Origin of the sequence: Burkholderia sp. BCC1988, from assembly GCF_905339895.1 — a bacterium.
Lineage (GTDB): Bacteria > Pseudomonadota > Gammaproteobacteria > Burkholderiales > Burkholderiaceae > Burkholderia.
This window is the reverse complement of sequence record NZ_CAJPHA010000027.1, coordinates 66139-92228: the sequence shown is the minus strand read 5'-3', so window position 1 is coordinate 92228 and position 26090 is coordinate 66139. Positions and strand designations below refer to the sequence as shown.

Annotated in this window: 24 protein-coding genes; 12 read left to right on the top strand and 12 right to left on the bottom strand. The window is 67.7% G+C overall.

Annotated features, from left to right (window positions below; genetic code table 11):
• The first annotated feature begins 99 nt into the window (after window positions 1–99).
• Complete coding sequence (gene pnuC / locus U4012_RS30770; protein ID WP_321803171.1) at window positions 100–711, top strand: nicotinamide riboside transporter PnuC; 612 nt, start codon at window positions 100–102, stop codon at window positions 709–711.
• Between the two features lie 24 nt (window positions 712–735).
• The gene (locus U4012_RS30765) at window positions 736–1944 is read left to right on the top strand and encodes a phosphotransferase enzyme family protein (RefSeq protein ID WP_321803169.1); all 1209 of its coding nucleotides are present in this window, start codon (window positions 736–738) and stop codon (window positions 1942–1944) included.
• Window positions 1945–2108: 164 nt separating this feature from the next.
• On the opposite strand, the gene U4012_RS30760 is transcribed toward U4012_RS30765, so the two are convergent.
• Complete coding sequence (locus U4012_RS30760; RefSeq protein ID WP_321803168.1) at window positions 2109–2399, bottom strand: DUF4148 domain-containing protein; 291 nt, start codon at window positions 2397–2399, stop codon at window positions 2109–2111.
• 472 nt (window positions 2400–2871) lie between these two features.
• Between U4012_RS30760 and U4012_RS30755 the strand changes: the two genes are divergently transcribed.
• Window positions 2872–3300, top strand: coding sequence for a VOC family protein (locus U4012_RS30755; protein ID WP_321803166.1), 429 nt, complete (start codon window positions 2872–2874; stop codon window positions 3298–3300).
• A 461-nt stretch (window positions 3301–3761) separates the two neighbouring features.
• Here U4012_RS30755 and U4012_RS30750 read toward each other — a convergent pair whose 3' ends face one another.
• Window positions 3762–5057 carry an O-acetylhomoserine aminocarboxypropyltransferase/cysteine synthase family protein gene (locus tag U4012_RS30750; protein ID WP_044848100.1) on the bottom strand — a complete coding sequence of 432 codons (1296 nt, stop codon included), beginning with the start codon at window positions 5055–5057 and terminating at the stop codon, window positions 3762–3764.
• Window positions 5058–5190: 133 nt separating this feature from the next.
• Between U4012_RS30750 and U4012_RS30745 the strand changes: the two genes are divergently transcribed.
• Window positions 5191–5859: an O-methyltransferase gene (locus U4012_RS30745; RefSeq protein ID WP_044848099.1), complete on the top strand. Its 669-nt coding sequence runs from the start codon at window positions 5191–5193 to the stop codon at window positions 5857–5859.
• 110 nt (window positions 5860–5969) lie between these two features.
• Here the strand turns inward: U4012_RS30745 and U4012_RS30740 are convergent, their stop codons facing one another.
• The 3 genes from U4012_RS30740 to U4012_RS30730 all read right to left on the bottom strand — a co-directional run bounded on the left by U4012_RS30740 (window position 5970) and on the right by U4012_RS30730 (window position 8791).
• Complete coding sequence (locus U4012_RS30740; RefSeq protein WP_321803163.1) at window positions 5970–7193, bottom strand: RtcB family protein; 1224 nt, start codon at window positions 7191–7193, stop codon at window positions 5970–5972.
• A gap of 197 nt (window positions 7194–7390) precedes the next feature.
• Entirely contained in the window at window positions 7391–8152 is a 762-nt protein-coding gene (locus tag U4012_RS30735) for a class I SAM-dependent methyltransferase (protein ID WP_321803162.1), read from the bottom strand.
• Window positions 8153–8164: 12 nt separating this feature from the next.
• On the bottom strand, window positions 8165–8791 hold the full coding sequence (locus U4012_RS30730; protein ID WP_044848096.1) for a LysE family translocator: 627 nt from the start codon (window positions 8789–8791) through the stop codon (window positions 8165–8167).
• Window positions 8792–8962: 171 nt separating this feature from the next.
• Between U4012_RS30730 and U4012_RS30725 the strand changes: the two genes are divergently transcribed.
• The 3 genes from U4012_RS30725 (at window position 8963) to U4012_RS30715 (ending at window position 11424) form a co-directional block, all read left to right on the top strand.
• Window positions 8963–9763, top strand: coding sequence for an AraC family transcriptional regulator (locus U4012_RS30725; protein WP_124528898.1), 801 nt, complete (start codon window positions 8963–8965; stop codon window positions 9761–9763).
• Window positions 9764–9903: 140 nt separating this feature from the next.
• Entirely contained in the window at window positions 9904–10323 is a 420-nt protein-coding gene (locus tag U4012_RS30720) for an ATP--cob(I)alamin adenosyltransferase (RefSeq protein ID WP_321803160.1), read from the top strand.
• 99 nt (window positions 10324–10422) lie between these two features.
• Window positions 10423–11424 carry a LysR family transcriptional regulator gene (locus U4012_RS30715; protein ID WP_321803159.1) on the top strand — a complete coding sequence of 334 codons (1002 nt, stop codon included), beginning with the start codon at window positions 10423–10425 and terminating at the stop codon, window positions 11422–11424.
• Window positions 11425–11454: 30 nt separating this feature from the next.
• Here the strand turns inward: U4012_RS30715 and U4012_RS30710 are convergent, their stop codons facing one another.
• The 3 genes from U4012_RS30710 to U4012_RS30700 all read right to left on the bottom strand — a co-directional run bounded on the left by U4012_RS30710 (window position 11455) and on the right by U4012_RS30700 (window position 14307).
• The gene (locus U4012_RS30710; RefSeq protein WP_321803157.1) at window positions 11455–12726 is read right to left on the bottom strand and encodes a HipA domain-containing protein; all 1272 of its coding nucleotides are present in this window, start codon (window positions 12724–12726) and stop codon (window positions 11455–11457) included.
• Window positions 12723–13235: a helix-turn-helix transcriptional regulator gene (locus tag U4012_RS30705; protein WP_321803155.1), complete on the bottom strand. Its 513-nt coding sequence runs from the start codon at window positions 13233–13235 to the stop codon at window positions 12723–12725. Before U4012_RS30705 ends, U4012_RS30710 begins: the two co-directional genes overlap by 4 nt.
• A gap of 163 nt (window positions 13236–13398) precedes the next feature.
• Entirely contained in the window at window positions 13399–14307 is a 909-nt protein-coding gene (locus U4012_RS30700; RefSeq protein ID WP_321803153.1) for a LysR substrate-binding domain-containing protein, read from the bottom strand.
• Between the two features lie 108 nt (window positions 14308–14415).
• On the opposite strand from U4012_RS30700, the gene U4012_RS30695 reads away from it, so the two are divergent.
• Together U4012_RS30695 and U4012_RS30690 are read left to right on the top strand one after the other, a co-directional pair.
• Window positions 14416–15498 (top strand): tartrate dehydrogenase, encoded by a 1083-nt coding sequence (locus U4012_RS30695; protein ID WP_321803151.1) that lies wholly within the window; start codon window positions 14416–14418, stop codon window positions 15496–15498.
• 202 nt (window positions 15499–15700) lie between these two features.
• Window positions 15701–17011 (top strand): MFS transporter, encoded by a 1311-nt coding sequence (locus U4012_RS30690; protein WP_321803149.1) that lies wholly within the window; start codon window positions 15701–15703, stop codon window positions 17009–17011.
• Window positions 17012–17138: 127 nt separating this feature from the next.
• Here U4012_RS30690 and U4012_RS30685 read toward each other — a convergent pair whose 3' ends face one another.
• From U4012_RS30685 to U4012_RS30670, 4 genes are all read right to left on the bottom strand, one after another.
• Window positions 17139–17636, bottom strand: coding sequence for a shikimate kinase (locus tag U4012_RS30685; protein ID WP_321803147.1), 498 nt, complete (start codon window positions 17634–17636; stop codon window positions 17139–17141).
• A 195-nt stretch (window positions 17637–17831) separates the two neighbouring features.
• On the bottom strand, window positions 17832–19166 hold the full coding sequence (gene argG, locus U4012_RS30680; protein ID WP_044848086.1) for an argininosuccinate synthase: 1335 nt from the start codon (window positions 19164–19166) through the stop codon (window positions 17832–17834).
• A 339-nt stretch (window positions 19167–19505) separates the two neighbouring features.
• On the bottom strand, window positions 19506–20576 hold the full coding sequence (locus U4012_RS30675; RefSeq protein ID WP_044848085.1) for an FUSC family protein: 1071 nt from the start codon (window positions 20574–20576) through the stop codon (window positions 19506–19508).
• 144 nt (window positions 20577–20720) lie between these two features.
• On the bottom strand, window positions 20721–22253 hold the full coding sequence (locus tag U4012_RS30670; RefSeq protein ID WP_409362709.1) for a diguanylate cyclase: 1533 nt from the start codon (window positions 22251–22253) through the stop codon (window positions 20721–20723).
• 519 nt (window positions 22254–22772) lie between these two features.
• Here U4012_RS30670 and U4012_RS30665 point away from each other — a divergent pair.
• From U4012_RS30665 to U4012_RS30655, 3 genes are all read left to right on the top strand, one after another.
• Window positions 22773–24308: an amino acid permease gene (locus tag U4012_RS30665; protein WP_321803144.1), complete on the top strand. Its 1536-nt coding sequence runs from the start codon at window positions 22773–22775 to the stop codon at window positions 24306–24308.
• 362 nt (window positions 24309–24670) lie between these two features.
• Window positions 24671–24916, top strand: coding sequence for a DUF3717 domain-containing protein (locus U4012_RS30660; RefSeq protein WP_044848083.1), 246 nt, complete (start codon window positions 24671–24673; stop codon window positions 24914–24916).
• A 250-nt stretch (window positions 24917–25166) separates the two neighbouring features.
• Complete coding sequence (locus tag U4012_RS30655; RefSeq protein WP_044848082.1) at window positions 25167–26084, top strand: LysR family transcriptional regulator; 918 nt, start codon at window positions 25167–25169, stop codon at window positions 26082–26084.
• Window positions 26085–26090: the final 6 nt, after the last annotated feature.

The following is a 26090-nucleotide window of genomic DNA, read 5'->3' as shown; positions in this document are numbered from 1 at the left end:
ACCGCGCACCGCGCGCGTGTCGTTGACCTATGATTTCTGATCGTCCGGACCCGGCCGCGTGATGCGCGGCCCCGGCAGCCAACCAGGAGAGCACAGACGATGTCCCCACTCGAAATCGCCGGCGTGATCGTCAGCGCGCTCGCGATCTGGCTGACCGCGAAGCGGCGCATGCTGTGCTGGCCGGTCGGGCTCGCGTCGGTCGCGCTGTACGGCTGGATCTTCATCGACGCGAAGCTGTATTCCGACATGCTGCTGCAGGGCGCGTTCGCGGTGCTGCAGGTGTACGGCTGGCGCCGCTGGATCGCGCAGCGTACGCTCGAGGCGGGCGGCGGCGCTGCGCCGCAAGGCGACGTCGCGCCCGTCACCGGCGTGCGGCCGCGGCAGATGCTGCCGGACCTGATCGCGGCCGTCGTCGGCAGCGCGCTGCTCGGCGGGATGATGGCGCGCTGGACCGATGCGGCGCTGCCGTTCGTCGATGCGTCGCTGACCGCGTTCAGCCTCGTCGCGCAATACTGGACCGCGCGGCGCTACATCGCGTCGTGGGGGCTGTGGATCGTCGTGAACGTCGTGTACGTCGGGATGTTCGTGTTCAAGGCGCTGTATCTGACGGCCGGACTCTACGCGCTGTTCATCGCGCTCGCCGTCGTCGGCTGGCGCGACTGGAGCCGGACGGCGAATGCGCTGCGCGCGACGGCGAGCCCGGCGGGCTGATTCAACTACGGAGCGACGTCGTTCATGTCATTTCCACTCGAGCCGGACGCGCCTGCATCGCGTGACGTCGCCGACATGCGGGACGTCGCGCCGCCGCAATTCGGTGTCGACGGCGAGCAGGCCGAACGCGACTGGCCGCTGATGACGCACGACGAAGTCGCGGGCGTGCTTGCGCGGATCGATGGCGTCGGCGCGCCGGCGCGGCTTACGTGGCACAGCCCGCGACCGTTCTCGGCGGCGGTGCTGGTGCACACGACCGACGCGCGCGCGCTGTTCGTCAAGCGTCACCACGCGAGCCTGCGCGACGTCGCCGGGCTCGAGGAGGAGCATCGCTTCATCGCGCATCTGCGCGATCGCGGTGTGCCGGTCGCCGACGTGCTCGCCGGTCGCGACGGCGCGACCGCGTTCGCATCCGGCGACTGGACCTATGAAGTGCACGTGGTGGCGCCAGGTGTGGATGCGTATCGCGGCGTGATGTCGTGGCAGCCGTTCACGCATCCTTCGCATGCGTACGCGGCAGGCCGCGCGCTGGCCGAACTGCATCGCGCGTCGGCCGGCTACGATGCGCCCGCGCGGCCCGTGCGCACGCTGCTGTCGAGTTTCCGGGTGCTGTCGTCCGCCGATCTTCCCGGTGCGCTCGAACGCTGGGTCGATGCGCAGCCGCTGCTGGTGCGCGCGCTCGGCACGCGCGACTGGCGCGGCGATGTCGCGGACGCGATCGGTCCGTATCACGCGCGCCTCGTGCCGCTGCTGCCCGCGCTGGCGCCGCTGTGGACGCACGGCGACTGGCATGCGTCGAATCTGCTGTGGACCGACGCCGCGCCCGGCGCGCAGGTGCGGACCGTGCTCGATTTCGGCCTGTCGGATCGCACGTGTGCCGTCATGGATCTCGCGCTCGCGATCGAACGCAATGCGATCGACTGGTTGGCGCCGGCCGATGCACGTCGCGTCGAGCATGAACAGATCGGCGCGCTGCTCGACGGCTACGAATCGCTCGAACCGCTGAGCGACGACGCGTATGCGGCGCTGGTCGCGATGCTGCCGATCGTGCATACCGAATTCGCGCTGTCGGAAGTCGCGTATTTCGGCTGCATCGTCAATGCACCGGATATCGTCGATGTTGCGTACGACGGTTATCTGATCGGGCATGCGCGATGGTTCGGCGAACGCGACGGGCGGCAGTTGCTCGACTGGCTGGTGCAACGCCGGCGTGCGAAGCGGGGCAACTCGTAAGGTTGCGTTGCGGACACTGTCGAGCCGGCAGTGTCGTCTGCCCGAACTTCACCTTCCTGCGGTGCTGCGATCGCACCGCACGGCGCGGCCGCACGTTCGCCGCGATCCGGCGGCGCGCGGCACGCCGCCTGCGATCGCCGGGCAGCACCCACGCCTGACTCGCATCAGCGCGTCGCGAGCCTGTCGTGATTGTCGGCCTGGGGCGACTTCGCGCCGGCATGCACCGAGATCCCGTGAAGTTCCTTGTTGCGCGCGATGATCTCGCTGGTCGGCGGGTACTGCGTCTTGCTCGTCGGCACCACGCCGTCGTGCTGCGCCTGCTTGAGTTCGTCGATGACTTCCGCGCGGGTCTTGCCCTGCGTTTGAGTGTGCGTTTGCGCGAAGGCGGCTTGCGAGGCGACGCCGAGCGACAGCGTGGCGGTGACGAACAGGGCTGCGAGTCTTGCCGTTTTCATGGAGCTCTCCTTGATGAGGCCGCCGGGTGGCGATCCATGAGCCCAGTATGCGAAAGCCGCCGAGCGTGACCGTGATCGGCAGATGACAAATGCGTCAGATTGCGGGGCGGGGCGGGGCGGGGCGGGGCGTGACGTGCGGGCCCGGCCGACATGATGCAATCGTCATGTTCGGGTCATGCATGCGATGAGCGGGAAGCGGAGCATGTCGCCTGCCGACGGCCGAAGCCGGAACCGTCGGATCGTCCGCGCCGAAGGCCGTGCGCGATGCGGTGCCCACCGGCCTGATGCCCGGCGAACAGATCGACCATGCGGGGCATCGATGCGGCAATCCGAACTTCTACGTGAACACGCATCCGTGCCTGTTCCCGAAGCGCAACGTCACGCCTCGATGCAGTCATATCCCCGCGCCACATGCGCGGCTGTCGACTATAGTTATGCACGAACAGCACCGATCCACGTCGAAGGCGGGCAAATGATCGATGACGTTTACATCTCTGTCACCGACATCGAGAAGTCGCTGATCTTCTACTCCGAAGCCCTGAAGCCACTCGGCTGGAGCGTATTCGGCAACTACGACTCCGCGAATGGCCCGGCGAGCGTCCCTGATCTCTACGGCATCGGCGACGATGTGTACGGCAAGGGAGAGGGGGTTGGATCAAGCATCTGGCTACGCAAACGTCAGCCAGGCGAGACCGGGCTTTACCTGGGGATCGTCTGCGATACGAACGAACTCGTCGATGCTGCCTACGCAGCCGCAATCAAGGCCGGCGGCATCGATGAGGGAAGACCGGCGGATCGTACCTACTTCGCCCCCGGCTACTACGCCGCCAACGTCGCCGACCTCGACGGCAACCGTCTCGAGTTCGTACACAAGGCGTGGAACCCCAAGCGACGCTCATAGCAATCCGATGGATGCACGGGGGTCGTCGCGGTTCGTATCGCTTTGAACGATCCCGCACCGGATAGATGGCTGCTTCGTGAACGTGCGGTTGGCCGAACCGGATCGGCAAGCCCTGTCCACGGAATTCCGCAAACAAGCAAAAAAAAGGCCCGGCACTCGCAGTGTCCGGGCCAACGCGTGATCGTGCCGTGCGACAGCGATACGCTTGCGTGGTTCGCAACGGGCATCACCCGTCACGCATTCAATGGTAGCGACACGATCCATCGCGAACCTGATCGGAAGATGAAGTTTTCGTCACGCGCGTATCGGTGTGCGGTCGATATTCCGATCAGAAGCAATGGCGCAGCCCGAGATTGACGATCCCTCGCGTAGCCGTAGGCGCCGATGCGGGTGCTGCGACCCCCGGCATCGACCGGGGATTGAACACCTTGAAGCGGGCGTGTCGGCACGCCCGCATCGGCTCACAGCTGCGCGAGCGCCTGGTCGAGGTCGGCGAGCAGGTCGTCGATGTGCTCGATGCCGATCGACAGCCGTACCGTTTCCTCCTTCACGCCGGCCTTCGCGAGCTCGGCCGGCGACAGCTGGCGGTGCGTCGTCGAGGCCGGATGCGTCGCGAGCGACTTCGTGTCGCCGATGTTGACGAGCCGCGTGAACAGCTTCAGCGCATCCTGGAACTTCGCGCCGCCGTCGCGTCCGCCCTTCACGCCGAACGTCAGGATGCCGGGCGCGCGGCCCGACAGGTAGCGCGCGACGAGCGCATGATCCGGGTGATCGGGCAGCCCGGCGTAGTTCACCCATTCGACGTGTTCATGGCGCGCGAGATGCTGCGCGATCTTCAGCGCGTTGTCGCTGATGCGCTCGATGCGCAGCGCGAGCGTCTCGATGCCTTGCAGGATCTGGAACGCGTTGAACGGCGAGATCGCCGCGCCCATGTTGCGCAGCGGCACGACGCGCGCGCGGCCGATATACGCGGCCGGCCCGAACGCTTCGGTGTAGACGACACCGTGATAGCTGACGTCGGGCTCGTTGAGCCGCTTGAAGCGGTCCGCGTGCTGCGCCCACGGGAACTTGCCCGAATCGACGATCGCGCCGCCGAGGCTCGTGCCGTGGCCGCCGAGATACTTCGTCAGCGAGTGCACGACGATGTCCGCGCCGTGTTCGAACGGACGCAGCAGGTACGGCGACGGCACCGTGTTGTCGACGATCAGCGGGATACCGTGGCGATGCGCGACTTCCGCGAGCGCGGCGATGTCGGTCACGTTGCCGAGCGGATTGCCGACCGATTCCGCGAAGATCGCCTTCGTGCGCGCGTCGATCAGCGGCTCGAACGACGCGGGGTCGCGCGGATCGGCGAAGCGCGTCGTGATGCCGTATTGCGGCAGCGTATGCGCGAACAGGTTGTAGGTGCCGCCGTACAGCGAACTGGCGGACACGATGTTGTCGCCGGCTTCCGCGATCGTCTGGATCGCGTACGTGACGGCCGCCTGGCCCGACGCCAGCGCCAGCGCGCCGATGCCGCCTTCGAGCGCGGCGATCCGCTGTTCGAGCACGTCGGTCGTCGGGTTCATGATCCGCGTGTAGATGTTGCCCTGGACCTTCAGGTCGAACAGGTCTGCGCCGTGCTGCGTGTCGTCGAATGCGTACGCAACGGTCTGGTAGATCGGCACCGCGACCGCGCGCGTGGTCGGGTCGGGTCGATAGCCGCCGTGCACGGCGATGGTTTCGAGGCGCCAGTTCGAAGAGGCCTGATCGGTCATGAGTGCTCCATCTGTTGTTGTCGTGGTCGAGCGATTATAGGAGCAGGTGTGCTGCCGTCCTTAGAACGAATGGTTTGTTGCTTATGGGGCCGCCGCGCATAGAATGGGTTTTTCCTCGGATGAAGGGTGCGCGATGGACCAGGATCAGTGGAACAAGGTGGATGCGTATTTCTCCGCGACGCTCGTGCCGACCGACGACGCGCTCGACGCCGCGCTCGCGGCGAGCGACGCGGCCGGGCTACCCGCGATCAACGTCGCGCCGAACCAGGGCAAGCTGCTGCAGCTGCTCGCGACGATTCGCGGCGCACGGCGCATCCTCGAAGTCGGCACGCTCGGCGGCTACAGCACGATCTGGCTCGCGCGCGCGTTGCCGCCGGACGGCCGGCTCGTGACGCTCGAACTGAACCCCGATCACGCGAAGGTCGCGACGCGGAACATCGCGCGCGCCGGGTTCGCGGATGTCGTGTCGGTGGTGGTCGGCAGCGCGAAGGACAGCCTCGCGCGGCTCGTCGATGCGGGCGAGGCGCCGTTCGACTTCATCTTCATCGACGCGGACAAGGACAACAACGCCGCTTATCTGGACGCCGCGCTGAAACTGTCGCGGCCCGGCACGGTGATCGTCGTCGACAACGTCGTGCGGGGCGGGCGCGTGGCCGATCCGGACAACCGTGAGCCGGACGTCGTCGGCGTGCGCGACGGGTTCGCGCGGATCGTCGCCGAGCCGAACCTCACGACGACCGCCTTGCAGACGGTCGGGCTGAAGGGCTGGGACGGGTTTTCGATCTCGATCGTCGGCGCGTGACTTGAAGGTGGCGCATCACCGCGGTCGTCGGCCGCACCGGACGTGCGATACGGTCGCGGCCACGGATCTTTCATCGAGCGCGGCCGCCCGGCCTTCGGCCGCGCGCCGCGCTATCCTTTCACGCACACCACCTGACGCAGCGTGTGCACCACTTCGACAAGGCTGCGCTGCGCTGCCATCACCGCATCGATGTCCTTGTAGGCCATCGGGATCTCGTCGACGACACCCGCGTCCTTCCGGCATTCGACGCCGCGCGTCGCCTTGACCTGGTCGTCGACCGTGAAGCGGCGCTTCGCTTCGGTCCGGCTCATCGCGCGGCCGGCGCCGTGGCTGCACGAACAGAAGCTCTCCGGATTGCCGAGCCCGCGCACGATGAAGCTTTTCGCGCCCATCGAACCCGGAATGATGCCGAGCTGTCCCTTCTGCGCGGATACGGCTCCCTTGCGCGTGACGAGCACGTCCTCGCCGAAGTGGCGTTCGCGCTGCACGTAGTTGTGGTGGCAGTTCACCGCGTGCTCGTCGACCGCGAACGGTTTCGCGATCACGCCGCGCGCCGCGCCGATCACCGCGTCCATCATCGCCTGCCGGTTGCGGCGCGCGTAGTCCTGCGCCCAGCCCACCGCTTCGACGTAATCGTCGAAGTGCCGGCTGCCCTCGGTGAAATACGCGAGGTTGCGATCCGGCAGGTTCGCGATGTGCTGCCGCATGTCGGCCTGCGCGAGTTCGATGAACAGGCTGCCGATCGCGTTGCCGACGCCGCGCGAGCCGCTGTGCAGCATGAACCACACGCGATCCGCTTCGTCGATGCACACCTCGATGAAGTGGTTGCCCGTGCCGAGCGTGCCCAGATGCGCGTAGTGGTTCGTCTTCTCCAGCTTCGGATACTTGCCGACGATCCGCTGAAAGCCCGGCAGCAGCGATTTCCACGACTCGGTCACGGCGGCCGGCGTGCGATCGCCCCATGCGCCGGGATCGCGGCGCCCCGGCGCGCGGCCGTGCGGCACCGCGCGTTCGATCGCGCTGCGCAGCGCGCCGAGTGCGTCCGGCAGGTCCGCCGCCGTGAGCGTCGTGCGCGCGGCCATCATCCCGCAGCCGATGTCGACGCCGACCGCGGCCGGGATGATCGCGCCCTTCGTCGGGATCACGCTGCCGATCGTCGAGCCCTTGCCGAGGTGGACGTCCGGCATCACCGCGACGTGCTTGAAGATGAACGGCATCTGCGCGGTGTTGCGCAATTGCGTGCGCGCGTCGTCCTCGACCGCGACGCCTTGTGTCCACATCTTCACCGGCTTGCCGTTCGCCAGTTCCATCACCTGAAAATCATCGTTACTCATTTGCTTCACCTTCGATCGCCCCTTCAGTCGTCCGGCGCAAGCTCTTCAAAGCGTGATGCTTCCATCTATTCTTGTCGTTTTCTTCACTGGCTGCCGGCCGACGTGCGTTGGCCGAATCGGGGTACGACGCGACCGGGTCAGGCTCGATTCGCGGATGCTCGCTGCGCGGTAGCCGCGCGTGAACGATGTTTCACCATTCATGCGCGGCAGATCGCGATGATCTCCGCGCTGGCCGCGTCGTCGAACGGCGCACCGTTCCAGTCTCCGCACCAGTCGGCGGACGAGAAGCCGGCGGCCGCGACACGCGCCTGCAGGTCGGGTTGCGCGATGAAGCGCAGCCGGCTCGCGTTCTTCACTTGCGTATCGTCGCGATGAAACCGGTAGACCGTGTCGAACGACACGATCGGACCGTCGACCGCGGTCACCGCATGATGGAGTTCGACGCTGCCGAATTCGGGTGAATCGATGCGGGTGGCCGACGCCGCCGGAGTCCAGCCGAGCCACGGCTCGACACGCGGATTGCGGGTTTCGAACAGGAAGCGCCCGCCGTCGGCCAGCACGCGCCGCGCGCCGCACAGCGTCGCATCGATCTCCGCGTCGGTCAGCAGGCACTGGAACGCGTGCCCGGTCATCACGACGGCATCGAACGGCGCGCCGGGCGGCAGGCCGCCGAGATCGCACGCGAGCCAGCGCACCGCGCCGGCGCCCGGCTGGCGTCGCGCATGGTCGATCATCGCGGGTGCGGGGTCGATCGCGATGACGTCGTGTCCGGCCGCCGCAAGCCGGCGCGCGAACGTGCCGGTGCCGCAGCCGAGATCGAGAATCCGTTGCCGCGCGGTGCCGAGGCGCGATGCGTAGAACGCGAAGTCGCGGTCCCCCGCGTTGAACCGGTCGTAGACCGCGACGAGACGCGGATCGGCATAGAGGATTTCGCCGGCGGTTGCCGCGTCGGACGTCACGCGAAACCCGCGTCAGCGCTGCTGCACCGCGACGCGCAGCCCGAGCGCGATGAAGATCGAGCCGATGATCTTTCCCTGCCAGCGCGTGAGCCACGCAAGCCGCTTCACGACGCGGCCGAGCGGGCGGATCGAGCATGCGATCAGCGTCGTATAGAGCGAGCTGAGCACGACGAAGATCAGCCCGAGCACCGCGAACTGCACGAACGTCGAGCCGCGTTCCGGATGCACGAACTGCGGCATGAACGCGAGGAAGAACAGCGCGGTCTTCGGGTTCAGCACTTCGGCGGGAATCGCCTGCAGGTACGCCGTCAGCGGCGTGACGGGCGGCACCTTCGGCAGCGACGGATCGGACGGCCCGTCGAGCAGCGCGCGCACGCCGAGGTAGATGAGGTAAGCCGCGCCGACCAGCTTCACGACGTTGAACGCGAGCGCCGACGTCATCAGCAGCGCCGACAGCCCGACGGCGGCAAACAGCGTATGCACGAAGTCGCCGCTCGCGACGCCGAGGCCGGTCAGGATGCCGGTCTTGCGGCCGCCCTGCACGGTGCGGCTCAGCACGAGCAGCACGGCGGGGCCCGGGATCAGGAACAGGCCCAGGACGACGGCGGTGAAGGTGGCCAGCGTGGTCAGGTCGAACATGGCGGCTCCGGCAAGGTTGGCGAGGCGGCGGGGGATCGACGCATTGTATTCGGATCGGCGCGCGTCTGCCGATGCCGGCCGGGAACCGCGCAGCCGCGCCGGCGCCTTTCTGGTATAAGCACGAAAGGCCGCGCGGGCACGCCGTCCGGCCGCTTTCGACACCATCGCTCCATGCGCGACCTGCCACCCGTTACCGACCCCGCTGCCGACGCCGACGTCTATCACGTGCCGCGTCCGCTCGTCGTGTTCGGCGGCTCGGTCGTCGAGCCCGAATGGCGGCTCGAACGGCACAGCCATCCGCAGGCGCAACTGCTGTACACGCTGAGCGGCGTCATCTATTGCGAGATCGACGGCGGCGTGTGGAGCGCACCGCCGCAATGCACGGTATGGATTCCGGGCGGCGTCACGCATTCGGCGCGCGGTTCGGCCGGCGCGACGTTCTACGCGGTGCTGGTCGAGCCCGATGCGGCGCCCGGCCTGCCGGCGCGCTGCTGCACGCTGGGCATGTCGCCGCTGTTGCGCGAACTGCTGCTGAAGGCCGCGAGCTTCCCGAGCCTGTACGACGTCGACGGTCCGCAGGGGCGGCTGATGGCGACGCTGCTCGACGAACTCGTCGCGGCGCCGGTCGAGGACCTGTATCTGCCGATGCCGGCCGACCGCCGGCTGCGCAGGCTGATCGATCACCTGCTCGACGACCCGGCCGACAAGTCGCCGCTGCCCGAACTCGCGCGCCGCGCCGGCGTCAGCGAGCGCAGCCTCACGCGGCTCGCCGCGAAGGAACTCGGCATGAGCCTCGGCGACTGGCGCCGGCGGCTGCACGTCGCGCTGTCGCTGCGGATGCTGACGGCGGGCCGCCGCGTGCACCAGATCGCGATCGACCTCGGCTACGAGAGCGCGAGCAGCTTCGTGACGATGTTCCGCAAGGCGACCGGCAAGTCGCCGACCCAATACCTGACCGACCGGCAGCGCTGACCGTGCCGTGCTGAGCCGTGCCGTGCCAGGTCGTCACACGCGCGTGCTTGGCCGGATCGAACAAGCGGTTGGCCGGCACGAGAAATGACGGGACGGGCGTCGATCTCTAACATGAGAATCATTCTCATTTGGAGGCCGACATGCAGATCGTCACGACTGAATTTCCGTTGGTGTGGTTGCGTTACGCGCGTTCGCCGTCGAGCGATCCCGCGCACTTGCTGGCCGAGCTCGACGCGTTGCTCGCGCGCCGCGAACGTTTCGTGTTCCTGACCGACGATGCACCGTCCGGCGACGATCGCGATGCGCAGGATCACGAGATGCGCAAGCAGCTCGCGAAATGGAGCAAGGCGAATCGCGCGCAATCGCGCGAATGGATTCCCGCGATGATCGCGGTCGAGCCCGACGCGCAGCGGCGCGCGGCGCTCGATGCGTTCTCGGCCGCGTTCGAGAAGGTCTGGGGTTATCCGTTGAACGCGGCGGCGAATCGTGACGAGGCGCTCGCGCTGGCACGGCAGCTGCTGGCCGAGCCGGCCCGCGCGGCCGCTGCCACGCGCGACTGAACCGGTCGCCGCGCCGGCGGCGCGGCTCGCTCACTGACAGGCATGCGCCGCGTCGCGTTCGCGCGCGAGGCGTGATGCCGTATTCCGCGGGAGTTTCCGGTGGACAATCCGATTCGCGCGATGCGCATCTTCACGCGCATCGTCGAGATGAACAGCTTTACGCGCGCGGCGCACTCGCTCGGCATTTCGCGCGCGACCGCGACGCGCACCGTGCAGGAACTCGAGGCGGCGCTCGGCATGCCGTTGCTGGTGCGCACGACGCGCGCGCTGCGGGCGACGCCGGAAGGCGACGCGTATTACCGGCGGTGCCAGCGCATCACCGCGGACGTCGACGAACTCGAAGCGAGCCTGCGCAACGCGGCGCGGCATCCGAGCGGGCCGCTGCGCGTCGAGTTGCCGGGAGCGGTGGCGGACGCGATCGTGCTGCCGGCGCTTGGCGCGTTCCATGCGCGCCATCCGGAACTCGTGCTGATGCTGGGCGTTTCCGGACGCGCGGCCGACCTGATCGGCGATGCGGTCGACTGCAGCATCCGGCTGGGCGCGCTGCCCGATTCGTCGCTGGTTGCGCGCCCGCTCGGCGCACTCGAGCGCGTGACCTGCGCGAGCCCCGCGTATCTCGAGCGCTGCGGCGTGCCGCGTTCGCTCGATGCGCTTGCCGGGCATCGCGCGGTCAGCGGCGCGTTCGCGTCGGCCCAGCGCACGGCCGAACTCGAATTCGCGATCGATGGCGCGGTGCGCAAGATCCGGCTCGACGGCATCGTCAGCGTCGACGACGAGCAGGCGTACCTGGCTTGCGGCGTGCATGGCCTCGGGTTGATCCAGCCGCCGCGTGTCGTCGCGCAGCCGCTGATCGACGCGGGACATTTGCAGGAAGTGCTGCCGCGGTGGCGGCCGGGCGCGGTTTCGGTGTCGGCCGTCTATGCGAAGCGCCGGCACGTGTCGCCGGGCGTGCGCGCGTTCGTCGACTGGGTCGCGGAGCGTTTCGAGGATGCCGCGCAGGACCGGGCCGGTGTGAGCGTGCCTGGGGCAGCGCTGCGGCAGATGGCGGCGCCGGCGATCGCCGCGTGCGAGCCAGACGGGAGGCTGGCGGCCGCGGCGTGACGGCGGGGCGTCGAACGAATGAACGGGAGCTCAGGTGCTTGCGAGGCGAAACGCGTCGGCCATGCGCTCCTGTTCCCGGGCAGAAAGCGCGAGTCGTGTCGCGAGCGTGCGCCATTGGCCGACGACGCCGCGGAAATCATCGATGATCTCGTCGGCATCCTTCAGGCTCAGCCGGAAATATTCACATACCTCGCGAGCGAGTTCGAGGTTCAGCGCGTTATCCGCTTCCGTGATGTTGAGCTTCAGACCATCGGCTACGGCGACGGGATTCATATCGTAGGCCGCGGAGAGTCGCCAGCCCGCAGCCGGTTCGAGCATGAACCCGTGATTGCGAAGATGGTCGTCGGTATTCGAGACGAGAAGGTTGAAGACGATCCGGGCCCACAGTTCGCGCAGGTCGGCGTTCGGTTGCGCGCCATGTCGCATGAGAACTTCCGCCAGTTCCAGGTAGCTGACACCGGTCGATGCGTCGTCGCCGTCGACATGGCCGGTCATCGTCATGGCCGAGGCAAAATGCAGCCGACGTCCATTAGCGGTCCGATCAAAGCGTCGCACCAGGAAGCAGTGGTAATCGCTGGCGAATTTTCGCGCTTCGGCGTGGGCGACGTTCAGGCCGCAGCCGACCGCCAGTGCATTGACGACCATTTCCCAGCCGCCAACGTCGTAGTCGTCCCGTGCGCTCGGGAACTTGGCGATATACAGGTGCCCGCGGTCGTCGGCCACGCTGGCTTTTGGTCTGGCGCCACCGAGCGAGCCGCCGGGTGCGATGAGCATCGATAGCCAGTCGCGACCGTCCGGGGCGATATTGTCGACGTCTTCCTCCAGTGCCCGACTGGCTTGCTCCAGTTCGCGAATCTCCGCAAACGGCGGCGCGGCGAGATCGATGCGGTCATCGAGAAATTCTCCGGTGTCGTCGAGCTTGTAGCGCAATGCGCCGACTCGATAGAGGTCGTGGACGCCGAGCAGGTAGTCCGACTCATGGAGTCGCGTGCCCTTCGGCCGGAGACCTGCGCGAACGTCACGCTCCAGCCGGCGATCCATCAGCATGCGGCCCCATCGATCGGGGCTCGAATCGGCGAACGCGCCGAACGCGTGCCGCGGCGGCACCGGATATTGCGGTCCTTCGAAGAGGCCGATCCCGGGGTCGAGTTGCACGCCGGCGAACTCGGGTGCATCCAGCGCAACCGCGTCGTACTGGAATTCGAACCGTTCGCTGGCACGTGTCTGTCGACTGTGCAGAAGACCGAGTTTTCGGGGAGCGGGCAGGCCGTCCCAGTCTGCATAGACGGAGATGGTCGTCATTTCCTGGTCGCCCCTCCGTGTCGCTTGCCCACGGGTTTCAGCAATGCGGTCAGATCCGCGGCGGTCGTGCCGCGATTCTCGTCAGGCACTGCGCGACCGAATGCCGTCGTCGCTGTTCCGTCGGCTTGGGCGGTGGGAGAAACGCTCGCGCTAGCGCGCTTGCCGGACGTGTGCAGCGCTGCCGCGACCGGTGTCGAAGCCACTTGCTTCGAGCGCCGCGGCGTGGCGAGTCGGGCGTCCTGAAGCTGGCGGCCGAGCGGGTCCGCGGCGGCTAGCTTTTCCAGATCACCCTGGAGCCCGAGCGTCTGCATGACGGAAAGATAGGCCCCCATCGTTACCCCCGAACTGCCCGCCTCGAGTGAGCGAAGCGTCATCGGCGACATGCCCGCGCGTTCCGCGACCTGCTTGGCCGTCAGCTTTCGGCGCAGACGCGCCAACTTCAGCCGCTCGCCGAAGTCGACGAGCAGCCGACTGGATGCCGGCAAGAGCGGGGCAGTCTTCTTGGCCATGGTCGGAGCTAATATTTCAGCGCTTTTTGTGGAATAACGCCAAAATAATAGCACTTTGGCTTGAGGTAAGCGGCATCCCGATAGTGTCTCATGGGTGAAAGTGTAAATATTTTGGCGTTTTTTATGAAAAATAGCCGAAATATTGGCATCCGCCCGCCTCCCGTCACCCACCCAGCTCCCCCGCCAGAAAATCCACGAACGCCCGTATCCGCGCGGACATCTGATGCCGCTGCGCATACACCGCGTAGATATCCGCGCTCGGCGTTTCGTAGTCGGGCAGCACGACGACGAGGCGCCCGTCGGCCAGAAAGTCGCGGATATCCCACTCGGCGCGCATCAGGATGCCGTGCCCGTCGAGCGCCCATTTCACCGCGATCTCGCCGTCGTTCGTCGTCAGGTTGCCGTTGATCCGCACGGCTTCCGTGTTGCGCGCCGCGCCGCGTCCGCTCGCCAGCCGCCAGATCCCGTAGCCTTCGTCGCCTTGCCGGATGCCGATGCAGTTGTGCCGCGTCAGTTCGTGCGGCGTGCCCGGCGTGCCGTGCCGCGCGAGATACGCGGGCGCCGCGCACAGCAGCCGGCGGTTCGGCGCGAGCCGTCGCGCGACGACGCGCGTATCGGGCGGCTCGCCGAAGCGGATGCACACGTCGAACGCGTCGTCGGTGAGCGGCGGCGGCATCACCGACAGTTGCAACTGCACCGACACCTCCGGAAAACGCGCGACGAAGCGCGAGATCGCCGGGCCGACGTGGCTGCGCCCGAAACCGAGCGTCGCGTTCACGCGCAGCAGCCCCTTCGGCCGCTGCCGCGCGCTGCCGAGCAGTTCGCCCAGTTCGTCCATCTGATCGAGGATCCGGCGCGCGTAGTCGAGATACACGTCGCCCTCGGGCGTCAGCATCATGCGCCGCGTCGTGCGGTTGACGAGCGTCACGCCCGCGCGCCGCTCCATCTGCGTGAGCCGCTTGCTGACGGCCGCCGCGGTCAGCCCGAGCTCGCGCGCGGCCGCGCTCAGGCTGCCCGCCGCGGCCAGCGTCGAGAAGAAGCCGAGATCGGCCGGCTGGACGGTATCCGCCATGACGTGATTCGTGAATTGAAGTTAAAGATGCTTTGAGTATAGCCCCGGTTTCCGCACTTCCGGTTCGGTAAAGTGCGTTCACGCTCACGATCAATCGAGGATGTCAGCATGAAGACCTACCGTATCGCGACCATTCCCGGCGACGGCATCGGCAAGGAAGTGGTGCCGGCGGCCAAGCAGGTGCTGGAAGCGCTGGCCCGCGGCAGCGACCGCTTTGCGTTCGAGTTCGAGGATTTCGACTGGGGCGCCGATTACTACCGCCTGCACGGCGCGATGATGCCGGCCGACGGTCTCGACGCGCTGCGCGGCAAGGACGCGATCCTGTTCGGCTCGGCGGGCGACCCCGACGTGCCCGACCACGTGACGCTGTGGGGCCTGCGCCTGAAGATCTGCCAGGGCTTCGACCAGTACGCGAACGTGCGGCCGACGCGCATCCTGCCCGGCATCGACGCGCCGCTGAAGCGCTGCGGGCCGGCCGACCTGAACTGGGTGATCGTGCGCGAGAACTCGGAGGGCGAATACGCGGGCGTCGGCGGCCGCGTGCACCAGGGGCATCCGATCGAGGCGGCGACCGACGTGTCGATCCTCACGCGTGCCGGCGTCGAACGCATCATGCGCTTCGCATTCCGGCTCGCGCAGTCGCGTCCGCGCAAGCTGCTGACCGTCATCACGAAGAGCAACGCGCAGCGTCACGCGATGGTGATGTGGGATGAGATCGCGAAGCAGGTCGCGCAGGAATTCCCCGACGTCACGTGGGACAAGGAACTCGTCGACGCCGCGACCGCGCGCATGGTGAACCGCCCGGCGTCGCTCGACACGATCGTCGCGACCAACCTGCACGCGGACATCCTCAGCGATCTCGCGGCCGCGCTGGCGGGCAGCCTCGGCATCGCGCCGACCGGCAACATCGATCCCGAGCGCCGCTATCCGTCGATGTTCGAGCCGATCCACGGCTCCGCGTTCGACATCATGGGCCGGGGCCTCGCGAATCCGGTCGGCACGTTCTGGTCGGCCGTGATGCTGCTCGAGCATCTCGGCGAGACGGCAGCGGCCGCGCGCGTGATGCAGGCGATCGAGGCCGTGACGGCCGATCCGTCGCTGCATACGCGCGACCTCGGCGGCAGCGCGACGACCGCGCAGGTGACGGCCGCCGTCTGCGAGCGCGTCGCGCACGCGGCGGTCGCCGCCTGACAGTAACGAGAACGGCGACGAGAACGGCGACGGCCGCAAGCGCAGCCGGTCGCCTTCCATTCGCCGCCCCCCGGATTTTTTTGCCCGCGACTCGCGCATTCGACGCGAGCCGGGTGCCGGCGCGCACGCTTCGTCGTAATGCCGGCGGTACCCACCGAGCCCGCGCGGACAGCGCGCGGCTCGACCTCGAAGGAGGAGACACATGCAAGCGGATCTGGAAACCCGCGTCGCGCGGAAACTGATGTGGCGCATCATTCCGTTCGTGATGCTGCTTTACTTCGTCAGCTTTCTCGATCGCGTCAACGTCGGCTTCGCGGCGATGACGATGAACAAGGCGATCGGCCTGTCGCCGACCGCGTTCGGACTCGGCGGCGGCCTGTTCTTCATCGGCTACTTTCTGTTCGAAGTGCCGAGCAACCTGATTCTCCATCGCGTCGGCGCACGCATCTGGATCGCGCGCGTGATGATCACGTGGGGCATCGTGTCGGCGGTGTCCGCGTTCGCAGCCGGGCCGACGAGCTTCTACGTGCTGCGCTTCCTGCTCGGCATCGCGGAAGCCGGCTTCTTCCCCGGCATCATCCTGTACCTGAGCCTGTGGTTTCCCGCGAAGCAGCGCGCGGTGGCGGCCGCGTGGTTCATGGCGGCCGCGCCGATCTCGACCGCGATCGGCTCGCCGCTGTCGGGCGCGATCATGCAGATGCCGCCGATGTTCGGGCTCGCCGACTGGCAGATGCTGTACATCGTCGAGGCGCTGCCCGCAGTGCTGCTCGGCTTCGTCGTGCTGAAGTGCCTGACCGATGCGCCGTCGAAGGCCGCGTGGCTGCGGCCGGACGAGCGCGACTGGCTGGTCGCGAAGCTGAAGTCCGAGGCCGACGCGCGGCACGCGCATGCCGGGCACACGGCCGGCGCGTGGCAGGCGCTGCGCGACCCGCGCGTGCTGGCGCTCGCGCTGATCTACTTCGGCACGTCGGCGGGGCTCTATACGCTCGGCCTCTGGGCGCCTCTGATGGTCAGGCAGTTCGGCTTCACCGCGTGGCAGACGGGCCTGCTGACCGGCATCCCGAGCATCGCCGCGGTCGTCGCGATGATCGGCTGGGCACGGCATTCGGATCGCACCGGCGAACGCACGTGGCATGTCGTGATTCCGTGCGTGCTCGCGTGCATCGGCTTCGTGTTCGCGGGGCAGGCGAGCACCGCGCTCCTGACCGTGCTCGCGCTGGTCGTCGTCAACATCGGGATCAGCGCCGCGAAGGCGCCGCTGTGGGCGATGCCGAGCGCGTTCCTGTCAGGCGCCGGCGCGGCCGCGGGGATCGCGATGATCAACTCGATCGGCAACCTCGGCGGCTTCGTCGGGCCGTTCGCGATCGGCTGGCTGAAGAACGTGACGGGCGGCTACGCGGCCGGGCTGTACGTGGTGGCGGGCACGCTCGCGGTGTCGGCGGTCGTCACGCTGATGCTGAGCCGCAAGGGCGCGCGCGAGCAGGTCGTGGCGGGGGTGCGGCATCATCATTGAATGGCAGGCAGCGCGTGTTGCCGGACGTGGCGACTGTGTGGAGGGTGCCGGCGCTCGCGTGAGCGAGGCCTTTGCCCACTACGCGGTGTGACGCGACTTCCGCCCGTCGCGCGCGCCGGTTTCCCCGCTACACGTTCGGCGACTGCGCGCTTCGTGCGATCTTCTGCGCACACGCATCGGCCGACGCTTTCGACGTGTCGACGAAGCAATCGCTGAACGCGCGCGCCGCATACCCTTCTCGATACATCTCGGCGATACGTTGCCGCTCCCAGTCCGTCAGCGCGCGCGTGCCGCGATCCGACGCCGCGATCGCTTCCGGTGGCGCGAGTGTCACGACGAACAGGCGCGCGTCGCGTGCGTCGCAGGCTGCGCGCAGCCGGTCGAATTCCGCGTCGCCGATCGGATAGGCGATCACCAGATGACGTTCGCGTGCCTGCGCGATCTCTTTGACGAGGCGCGCCAGCGCGATCGCCCACTGCACGTCGAACGGGGCGTCGTCGGGCGCGTCGTGATCGTCGCCGTCGATGAAGCGCGCATTGGGCAGTCGCTGCGCGAGTGCGCGACCGATCGTCGTCTTGCCGCTGTTGATCGGGCCGTTCAGGTGGATGACGGTGAGGGAAGTCATGAGCCGGGCCGGAAATCGGACGACTGGCAGCTTGCCACGATTGCCGTAGCCTTGCAGCGCCGTTTGCGCGTGACGCGGTGGCGCGAGTAGAGCAGGAAGAGAAAGAAGCAGCAGGCCGCGCATGCATCGATGCACATGCGGCCTGCCCGGCCGGAGCGCGTATCGGCTACGCGCCCCGGCGTCGAACGAAGCGACTTACTTGTCGTCGCCCTTGATCTGCGGCAGCGCCGACGCTTCACCCGGCGTCAGCAGGCCGACTTGCGAATACACGCGCAGCTTGTCGCGCGTATCGGTGATGTCGAGGTTGCGCATCGTCAGCTGGCCGATCCGGTCGCGCGGCGAGAACGTCGACGCCACCTTCTCCATCGACAGGCGTTCCGGCTGATACGTGAGGTTCGGCGACTTCGTGCTCAGGATCGAGTAGTCGTTGCCGCGGCGCAGTTCGATCTTCACTTCGCCGGTGATCGCGCGCGCGACCCAGCGCTGCGCCGTTTCGCGCAGCATGATCGCTTGCGGGTCGAACCAGCGGCCCTGGTACAGCAGGCGGCCGAGACGGCGGCCGTTCTCGCGGTACTGCTCGATCGTGTCTTCGTTGTGGATGCCGGTGACGAGACGCTCGTATGCGATGTACAGCAGCGCGAGGCCCGGGGCTTCGTAGATGCCGCGGCTCTTCGCCTCGATGATGCGGTTCTCGATCTGGTCGCTCATGCCGAGGCCGTGGCGGCCGCCGATGCGGTTCGCTTCCAGCAGCAGCTCGACCTGGTCCTTGAACTCGACGCCGTTCAGCGCGACCGGCTGGCCGGCTTCGAAGCGCACCGTCACTTCCTCGGCGGCGATCTTCACGTCGTCGCGCCAGAACGCGACGCCCATGATCGGGTTCACGATCTTGATGCCGCTTTCGAGGCTTTCGAGGTCCTTCGCTTCGTGCGTCGCGCCGAGCAGGTTCGAGTCGGTCGAATACGCCTTCTCGGCCGACATCTTGTATGCGAAGCCGGCCTGGTTCATGAATTCGGACATTTCGGCGCGGCCGCCGAGTTCGTCGATGAACGTCTGGTCGAGCCACGGCTTGTAGATCTTCAGGTCCGGGTTCACGAGCAGGCCGTAGCGGTAGAAACGCTCGATGTCGTTGCCCTTGTACGTGCTGCCGTCGCCCCAGATGTTGACGCCGTCTTCCTTCATCGCGGCGACGAGCATCGTGCCCGTCACGGCGCGGCCGATCGGCGTCGTGTTGAAGTACGTGACGCCCGCGGTCGTGATGTGGAACGCGCCGCTTTGCAGCGCGGCGATGCCTTCGGCGACGAGCTGCGCGCGGCAGTCGATCAGGCGGGCGCCGGCTGCGCCGTATTCGATCGCGCGTTTCGGGATCGCGTCGTAATCGTCTTCGTCGGGCTGGCCGAGGTTCGCCGTGTATGCGTACGGGACGGCGCCCTTCAGTTTCATCCAGTGCAGCGCGGCGCTGGTGTCCAGGCCGCCGGAGAAGGCGATACCGACCTTCTGGCCGGTCGGGAGGCTTTCGAGAATCGTGCTCATAGGAATTACCGTGGATTGAAGCCGGTGGGATCGTATTTCGCGGAATATGCGAGTATCGGCTGTCCGGGAAGTTGGGGCAAGACCTGATTTTCGCGCCAATACGTCTTCGGGCCTGTCGCGACGGGCCTGACGGGCGGTTAACCGGCCGGAGAATCCGGCGCGAAACGGCCTCGGACGGCGGTCGAAACTGGCGAAGGCGCGCCGGCGTGCGCGCCCGATCGGCGGGGCCAGATCGGTCGGCCGGTGCGGCATCCGCGCTCAGGATGCCGGGCCACCTTTATGAAAGGCTAATGAAAGATGTTCTGAGGCGCCCGTCGGCGAATCGTCAAAGCTCCAGGTTCAGATATTCCACGCCTGCGCGGTATCGAGCAGTTTCTCGCGCAACTGATCCACTTCGCCGGCCAGCTTGGCGGTGATCGACACGTAGCCCGACAACTGCGCCGGCGGGGCGTCGTGCGGCGGCTCGGCCGGCCGGCGGCGCGGTGCGAGCCGGCTCGGCGTGCCGAACTTGAGCGCGCGGCTCGCGCCGACGAGCGTGTCGCGGATGCGCCGGTTCATCGCCTTCATCTCGATGCGCATGTATTCGCGCGCGGCGAGGTCGTCGCGGGCCGGCACCGTGCTCGACAGGATCTCCAGGTAGCCGATGCACAGGCGCAGGCCGCGCTGGATCGCCTCGAGCTGCGTGACCGGGATGTCGCATTCCTTCGACACCGACGGCATCAGCGAGCGCAGCTGCACCAGCAGCGCGCTCAGCGCGGCCATTTCCTTCAGGTGCGCGTCGTCGCTCACGTGGCGGTCGCCCGCGAGCCGCGCATGCACGGCCGCGCACGCGCGCAGCGCGTCGGCGAGCTTGTAGCGCCACGAGTAGGTCGCATAGAGCGGCAGCGCGAACGAGAACGCCAGCGCGATCGCGATGCCGGTCAGCACGTTCACCGCACGCCACAGGCCGTCGACGATCTCGTTGTCGCCGTGGCCGGCCACGATCACCATCGTGATCGCCGACAGCAGCGCGATGTAGCCGGCCTTGCCGATCGCGTGATACGCGCAGAGCCCGCACGCGATCGCCATCAGCAGGTAGATCGCGAGCGGCGCGTGCAGGACGGAGTAGAGCAGGATCAGCCCGAGCCCCGCGAGCGCGCCGATCGACGTGCCGAGCGCGCGCTCGGCCGCCTTCTTGCGGATGTTGCCGTGGTGCTGCAGCCCGCCGACGACGATCAGCACGGTGATCGTCGACCATTCGCCGTGCGGCACGCGCAGCCCGGTGGACAAGGCGATCGACACGAGGATCGCGAGCGCGACGCGCGCCGCATGGATCAGCTTCGCGTGCCGGTAGCGGCGGTACGGGTCCAGCAGGGGACGGAGCGCGTGGCGCAGGAGCGGCGGGAATCGGGCAGGGAGCTGGGCGGTCATGACGGAGCGGGGGTGGCCGGCGGGATGGCCGGAATGCGCGTGCGGCGCGGGCGGGCCGGCGCCGCACGTGCGGCTGACGTAACGCTAGCCGAACGCGCGCGGGCTGTCCACGGCAGCGCGGCGCGGGTGCCGCCGGCCGCCGCGTCACGCGTCGGCCGTATTCGCCTCGGCGTTCGACACGCGATTGCGGCCGCCGGACTTCGCGTGGTACAGCGCCGCGTCGGCCTGCCGCAGCAGCGTCGCGGCGTTGACGCGCCCGCCGGCGCTGGTCGCCGCGCCGATGCTCGCCGTGACGTGCCCGTACGGGCTGCGGACGTGCGCGATGTCGAGCCCGGCGATCGCACGGCGGATCGCTTCGGCGACGGTCGCCGCGCCCTGCGCGTCGGTATCGGGCAGCGTGACGACGAATTCCTCGCCGCCGTAGCGCGCGACGTGGTCGCTGTCGCGGCGCAGGCAGCGCGACGCGGATTGCGCGACGCGGCGCAGCACGTCGTCGCCGGCGAGGTGGCCGTAGTAGTCGTTGAACGCCTTGAAATGATCGACGTCGACGAACAGCACCGACAGCGGCCGGCCGCTGCGCGACGCGCGCTGCGCCTCCTTCGCGAGCACGGCATCGAACGTGCCGCGGTTGTCGAGCCCGGTCAGCGAATCGGTATGCGCGAGCCGGTACAGATTCAACTTGGTGACCTGCCGGCGCTCGAGTTCGCGCGACAGCGCGAGCGAGCCTCCCAGGATGAACACGGTAAACAGGCCCATCAGCACGGCGGTCCAGATCGCGCGATGGCGCCACGGCGCGTAGATGTCGATCTCGGCGGGCGCGACGTCGACGATCAGCGGCAGATGCGCGAGATGCTTGTAGACGTAGATGCGCCGCACGTCGTCGATCGCGCCCACGCCCGTCAGCACGCCTTCGCTGCTGCGCTGCGCCTTGATGAAGAGCGGGGAGTGGTGGAGGTCGAGGCCGACCACGCGCGGATCGTACGGCAGGCGCGAGACGAGCGCGCCGTTGTCCTCGACGATCGCCGCGCTGCCGTGCTGGCCGACCGCGAGCCCGTCGAGCAGCGCGCGGAAGTAGCCGATGTTGAGCGTGCCGACGACGATTCCGCCGAAGCGGCCGTCGGCCAGCGTGATCCGGCGGCTGAGCGCGATCGTCAGCGCGCCGCCGCGCAGCCGGGACGCATAGGGCCGGCTGATATAGAGGCCCTGCACGAGCCGGTCGCGATGCACGGTGAAATACTCGCGGTCGGCGAAATTGCCTTGTCGCGGCGGCGATGCGGCCGAATCGATCACGATATTGCCGTGCGGATCCATCACGAAAATGGCGCCGAGATACGCGCCGGTCGCGGCGCGGTCGAACAGCAGCCGGTGACGCTGGCGCGGCGGCAATGCCGTCAGTTCCGGATCGGCGAGCCCGTCGACGACGTTTTGCAGCGAAAGATCATACAGTTCGATATTGCGGGAAATATCGCGCTCGATCAGCAGCATCAGGTTGCGCGCATTTTCGACCGCATGGTCATACGCGTCGTGGCGTGCCTCGATTAAAAGCGACGTCGAGAGTCCCCAGCTGAACAGCAGCAGCACGACGCCGGCGACGAGCACGCCGCGGGGCGACAGTATGCGTGCCACGGCCGTCGCGGTATGACGGCGCAGCGTAGCGAGCGGCGTGGGTGGCATCATCCTCGGGGCAGGCGGCGGATATGTGCGTCGTCGACGATTCCGCGCTCTGATTAATTCGCATTAGTCGGCATTATCTCGCGAATTCCCGAAATTCGCCGCTCGATGCAAAACATGCATGCGCCAATCCGATTCGGAACGATTACGCATCATTACCGTGATCCGGGCGTTCGTTTCGATTTGAATCGCGATTATGGGTAGCCGGTATTTTGTCTGATTATTAGGGCATATCGATCGATTTTGTCGTTTTAATACAGGATCGGGCTATTGCGCCGGCGCGATTGCGTATCGGGCGGGGAGGTGCACCGTCGCGGCTCACCCCGCGTCGGCATGCGGCGCCGGGGCGTCCGGATCCGAGCGGTCCCGACGGCGAATCAGGTAGAATCCGCGCTTCGCCGCTGGCGCCCGGCGCGCAATGCGTATCGGGGCCGCATCGAAGTGCATCGCAGCAGGCGGCGCGACGCGCTCCGACCCCGCATGCGCCGGCCCCGGATGCCGGCCCGCTCAACGTTCGTCTCGTTTATGTCCGCAATTCCGAATTCCGACCAACCCGGTTCGTCCGCGAACCCACCCAAGCTTCATCGCGCGCTGAAGGCGCGCCATCTGACGATGATCGCCATCGGCGGCTCGATCGGCACGGGCCTGTTCGTCGCGTCCGGCGCGTCGATCTCGCAGGCCGGCCCCGGCGGCGCGATGGTCGCGTACATGCTGATCGGCCTGATGGTCTACTTCCTGATGACGAGCCTCGGCGAAATGGCCGCGTTCATGCCGGTGTCGGGCTCGTTCGCGACCTACGGCGCGAAATACGTCGACGAAGGCTTCGGCTTCGCGCTCGGCTGGAACTACTGGTACAACTGGGCCGTGACGATCGCGGTCGAGCTGGTCGCCGCGCAGCTCGTGATGCACTACTGGTTCCCGGACGTGCCGGGCGTCTGGTGGAGCGCCGCGTTCCTCGGCGTGATGTTCCTGCTCAACGCGCTGACCGTGCGCGGCTTCGGGGAGGCCGAATACTGGTTCGCGCTGATCAAGGTCGTCACCGTGGTCGCGTTCATCGGCGTCGGCCTGCTGATGATCTTCGGCATTCTGAAGGGCGCGCCGGGCAACGGCTGGGGCAACCTGACGATCGGCGATGCGCCGTTCGCGGGCGGCCTGCCGGCGCTGATGGGCGTCGCGATGATCGCGGGCTTCTCGTTCCAGGGCACCGAGCTGATCGGCGTCGCGGCCGGCGAATCGGAGAATCCGCGCACGACGATCCCGCGCGCGGTGCGCCAGGTGTTCTGGCGGATCCTGCTGTTCTACGTGCTGGCGATCTTCGTGATCGGCGTGCTGATTCCGTATACCGACCCGAACCTGCTGAAGAGCGACGTGACCGACATCGGCGTGAGCCCGTTTACGCTCGTGTTCCGCCACGCGGGCCTCGCGTTCGCGGCCGGCGTGATGAACGCGGTGATCCTGACGGCCGTGCTGTCGGCCGGCAACTCGGGCATGTACGCGTCGACCCGGATGCTCTACAACCTCGCGACGGAAGGCCGTGCGCCGAGGCTGTTCGCGAAGCTGTCGCCGGGCGGCGTGCCGCGCAACGCGCTGTACGCGACGACCGCCGTCGGCGCGCTGTGCTTCTTCACGTCGCTGTACGGCGACAAGACGGTGTACCTGTGGCTGCTGAACACGTCGGGGATGACGGGTTTCATCGCGTGGCTCGGCATCGCGATCAGCCACTACCGGTTCCGCAAGGGCTACGTGACGCAGGGCTACGCGGTCGACCAGCTGCCGTACCAGTCGAAGTGGTTTCCGTTCGGCCCGCTGTTCGCGTTCGTGCTGTGTCTCGTGATCGCGCTCGGCCAGGACTACCAGGCGTTTCTCGCGAACCGGATCGACTGGGCGGGCGTGGCCGCGACCTACGTCGGCATTCCGCTGTTCCTCGTCGTGTGGCTCGGCTACCGGCTCCTGAACAAGAGCCGCTTCGTGCGCTACGAGGACATGGAGATCGCGCCGTGGGCGGCCGCGAACCGCAGCGCGCAGCTGCAGCGCGTGGAGAACCGCGAAACCGTCGGCTGATGCCGGTGCGGCCACCGGCCGCGTGGTACGCGATGAAAACGGGAAGCCCGCGGGCTTCCCGTTTTTCGTTGGGGCGTCCGGGGCGACGCGGTGTGCCGCCGACGTCGGTAGCCGACGCGTGCGTCGTTCCCGATACCGTTCCAGCCGCCGCCGAACCCGCTTTTTTTGTCGGCTTTGCGCTGCACGGGGCCAAAGCCGGTTATATTTCCCGACCCTACCGGGCCACGGCCCGGCCGGCGCGACGAGCGCGGCGCGGATCGGGCATCCGGCGCGCGCCTGTTGCGGCGGCCGGCGGCGCCCGGCGTTTCCATCGTTCCGCCGCGGCCGGCCCGGCCCGCGGAGCGCGCAATCCAGAGGAATCCATGAGCGCATCACCCGCCGAGCGGAAGGCCGGACCCGTTTCCATCGTGCGAATCGAAGCCGCGATCAATGCGTGGCGCGAAGTGTATCCGCCGGCGCCGGACGGCGAGGACGGCTACGCGCTCGACGCCGGCAGCAACTGCCTGGCCGAGCTGTACGGCACGATGATCTGCTATCGGCTGCCGGACGTGCCGCTCGACTCGCTGAGCGACGCGCAGCGCGATGCGCTGTACGCGACCGAGGCATGACGCGCAGTCGGGACGCTGCCGCGACGCGGCGTCGATGAAGCAACGGGAAGCCTGACGGCTTCCCGTTTTGCTTTGCGGCTTTGCGCGGTGCGCCGCCCGCGAGGGCGGGCGCGGCGCGGCTCGCGCCGGTATCGGCGCGGGCTGAGGTATCGTCATGGCATCGGGAGCAGGCGCTCACGGGACGACCGGCGCGGCACGTGTGTGCGCGGGGCCGAATGAACGTCCGTGGCCTGTCCGGGAGGGTTCGAACATGGAGTTGAGACACCTCCGCTACTTCGTCGCGGTTGCCGAGGAGCGGAATTTCACGCGCGCGGCCGAGCGCCTGCACATCGCGCAGCCGCCGCTCAGCCGGCAGATCCAGCAGCTCGAGGACGCGCTCGGCGTGCCGCTGTTCGAGCGCAACGCGCGGCCGCTGAAGCTGACCGACGCGGGGCGGTTCTTCTATTCGCACGCGGTGCAGCTGCTCGCGCAGACGACCGAGCTCGAATCGATGACGAAGCGGGTCGGCAAGATCGAGCGCAGCATGTCGGTCGGGTTCGTCGGCTCGACGCTGTACGGGATGCTGCCGAAGATCATCCGGCGCTTTCGCAGCGAGTATCCGGCCGTCGAGCTGAGCCTGCACGAGATGTCGACGATGGACCAGATCAAGGCGCTGAAGGAAGGGCGCATCGACGTGGGCTTCGGGCGCATCCGTCACGAGGACCCGAGCGTGCGGCGCGTCGTGCTGCGCGAGGAGCGGATGATCGTCGCGCTGCCGGTCGGTCACGTGCTCGACGGCGCGAAACCCGTGCTGTCGCTGCACGATCTCGTGAACGACACGCTGATCATCTTCCCGAAGGCGCCGCGGCCGAGCTATGCGGACCAGGTGCTCGCGGCATTCCATGATCGCGCGCTGCAGCCGCGCAAGATCTACGAGACGCGCGAACTGCAGATCGCGCTCGGGCTCGTCGCGATGGGCGAGGGCGTGTCGGTCGTGCCGCACAGCGTGTACGGGCTGAAGCGCGACGACATCAGCTACAAGCCGCTCGACGATCCGAAACTCGTGTCGCCGATCATCATGAGCATGCGGATGCTCGACGAATCGGAGGACATCCGCGCGATGCAGGCGCTGATCTACCGGCTGTACGACGAGTCGCAGATGGAGTATCTGCCGCCGCAGCCCGAATGAGCGCGC

Bases quoted from the DNA above. Each gene is read 5' to 3' on its own strand.
- pnuC (WP_321803171.1), top strand. From the start codon at position 100: ATGTCCCCACTCGAAATCGCCGGCGTGATCGTCAGCGCGCTCGCGATC.
- U4012_RS30765 (WP_321803169.1), top strand. From the start codon at position 736: ATGTCATTTCCACTCGAGCCGGACGCGCCTGCATCGCGTGACGTCGCC.
- U4012_RS30760 (WP_321803168.1), bottom strand. From the start codon at position 2,399: ATGAAAACGGCAAGACTCGCAGCCCTGTTCGTCACCGCCACGCTGTCG.
- U4012_RS30755 (WP_321803166.1), top strand. From the start codon at position 2,872: ATGATCGATGACGTTTACATCTCTGTCACCGACATCGAGAAGTCGCTG.
- U4012_RS30750 (WP_044848100.1), bottom strand. From the start codon at position 5,057: ATGACCGATCAGGCCTCTTCGAACTGGCGCCTCGAAACCATCGCCGTG.
- U4012_RS30745 (WP_044848099.1), top strand. From the start codon at position 5,191: ATGGACCAGGATCAGTGGAACAAGGTGGATGCGTATTTCTCCGCGACG.
- U4012_RS30740 (WP_321803163.1), bottom strand. From the start codon at position 7,193: ATGAGTAACGATGATTTTCAGGTGATGGAACTGGCGAACGGCAAGCCG.
- U4012_RS30730 (WP_044848096.1), bottom strand. From the start codon at position 8,791: ATGTTCGACCTGACCACGCTGGCCACCTTCACCGCCGTCGTCCTGGGC.
- U4012_RS30725 (WP_124528898.1), top strand. From the start codon at position 8,963: ATGCGCGACCTGCCACCCGTTACCGACCCCGCTGCCGACGCCGACGTC.
- U4012_RS30720 (WP_321803160.1), top strand. From the start codon at position 9,904: ATGCAGATCGTCACGACTGAATTTCCGTTGGTGTGGTTGCGTTACGCG.
- U4012_RS30710 (WP_321803157.1), bottom strand. From the start codon at position 12,726: ATGACGACCATCTCCGTCTATGCAGACTGGGACGGCCTGCCCGCTCCC.
- U4012_RS30705 (WP_321803155.1), bottom strand. From the start codon at position 13,235: ATGGCCAAGAAGACTGCCCCGCTCTTGCCGGCATCCAGTCGGCTGCTC.
- U4012_RS30700 (WP_321803153.1), bottom strand. From the start codon at position 14,307: ATGGCGGATACCGTCCAGCCGGCCGATCTCGGCTTCTTCTCGACGCTG.
- U4012_RS30695 (WP_321803151.1), top strand. From the start codon at position 14,416: ATGAAGACCTACCGTATCGCGACCATTCCCGGCGACGGCATCGGCAAG.
- U4012_RS30690 (WP_321803149.1), top strand. From the start codon at position 15,701: ATGCAAGCGGATCTGGAAACCCGCGTCGCGCGGAAACTGATGTGGCGC.
- U4012_RS30685 (WP_321803147.1), bottom strand. From the start codon at position 17,636: ATGACTTCCCTCACCGTCATCCACCTGAACGGCCCGATCAACAGCGGC.
- argG (WP_044848086.1), bottom strand. From the start codon at position 19,166: ATGAGCACGATTCTCGAAAGCCTCCCGACCGGCCAGAAGGTCGGTATC.
- U4012_RS30675 (WP_044848085.1), bottom strand. From the start codon at position 20,576: ATGACCGCCCAGCTCCCTGCCCGATTCCCGCCGCTCCTGCGCCACGCG.
- U4012_RS30670 (WP_409362709.1), bottom strand. From the start codon at position 22,253: ATGATGCCACCCACGCCGCTCGCTACGCTGCGCCGTCATACCGCGACG.
- U4012_RS30665 (WP_321803144.1), top strand. From the start codon at position 22,773: ATGTCCGCAATTCCGAATTCCGACCAACCCGGTTCGTCCGCGAACCCA.
- U4012_RS30660 (WP_044848083.1), top strand. From the start codon at position 24,671: ATGAGCGCATCACCCGCCGAGCGGAAGGCCGGACCCGTTTCCATCGTG.
- U4012_RS30655 (WP_044848082.1), top strand. From the start codon at position 25,167: ATGGAGTTGAGACACCTCCGCTACTTCGTCGCGGTTGCCGAGGAGCGG.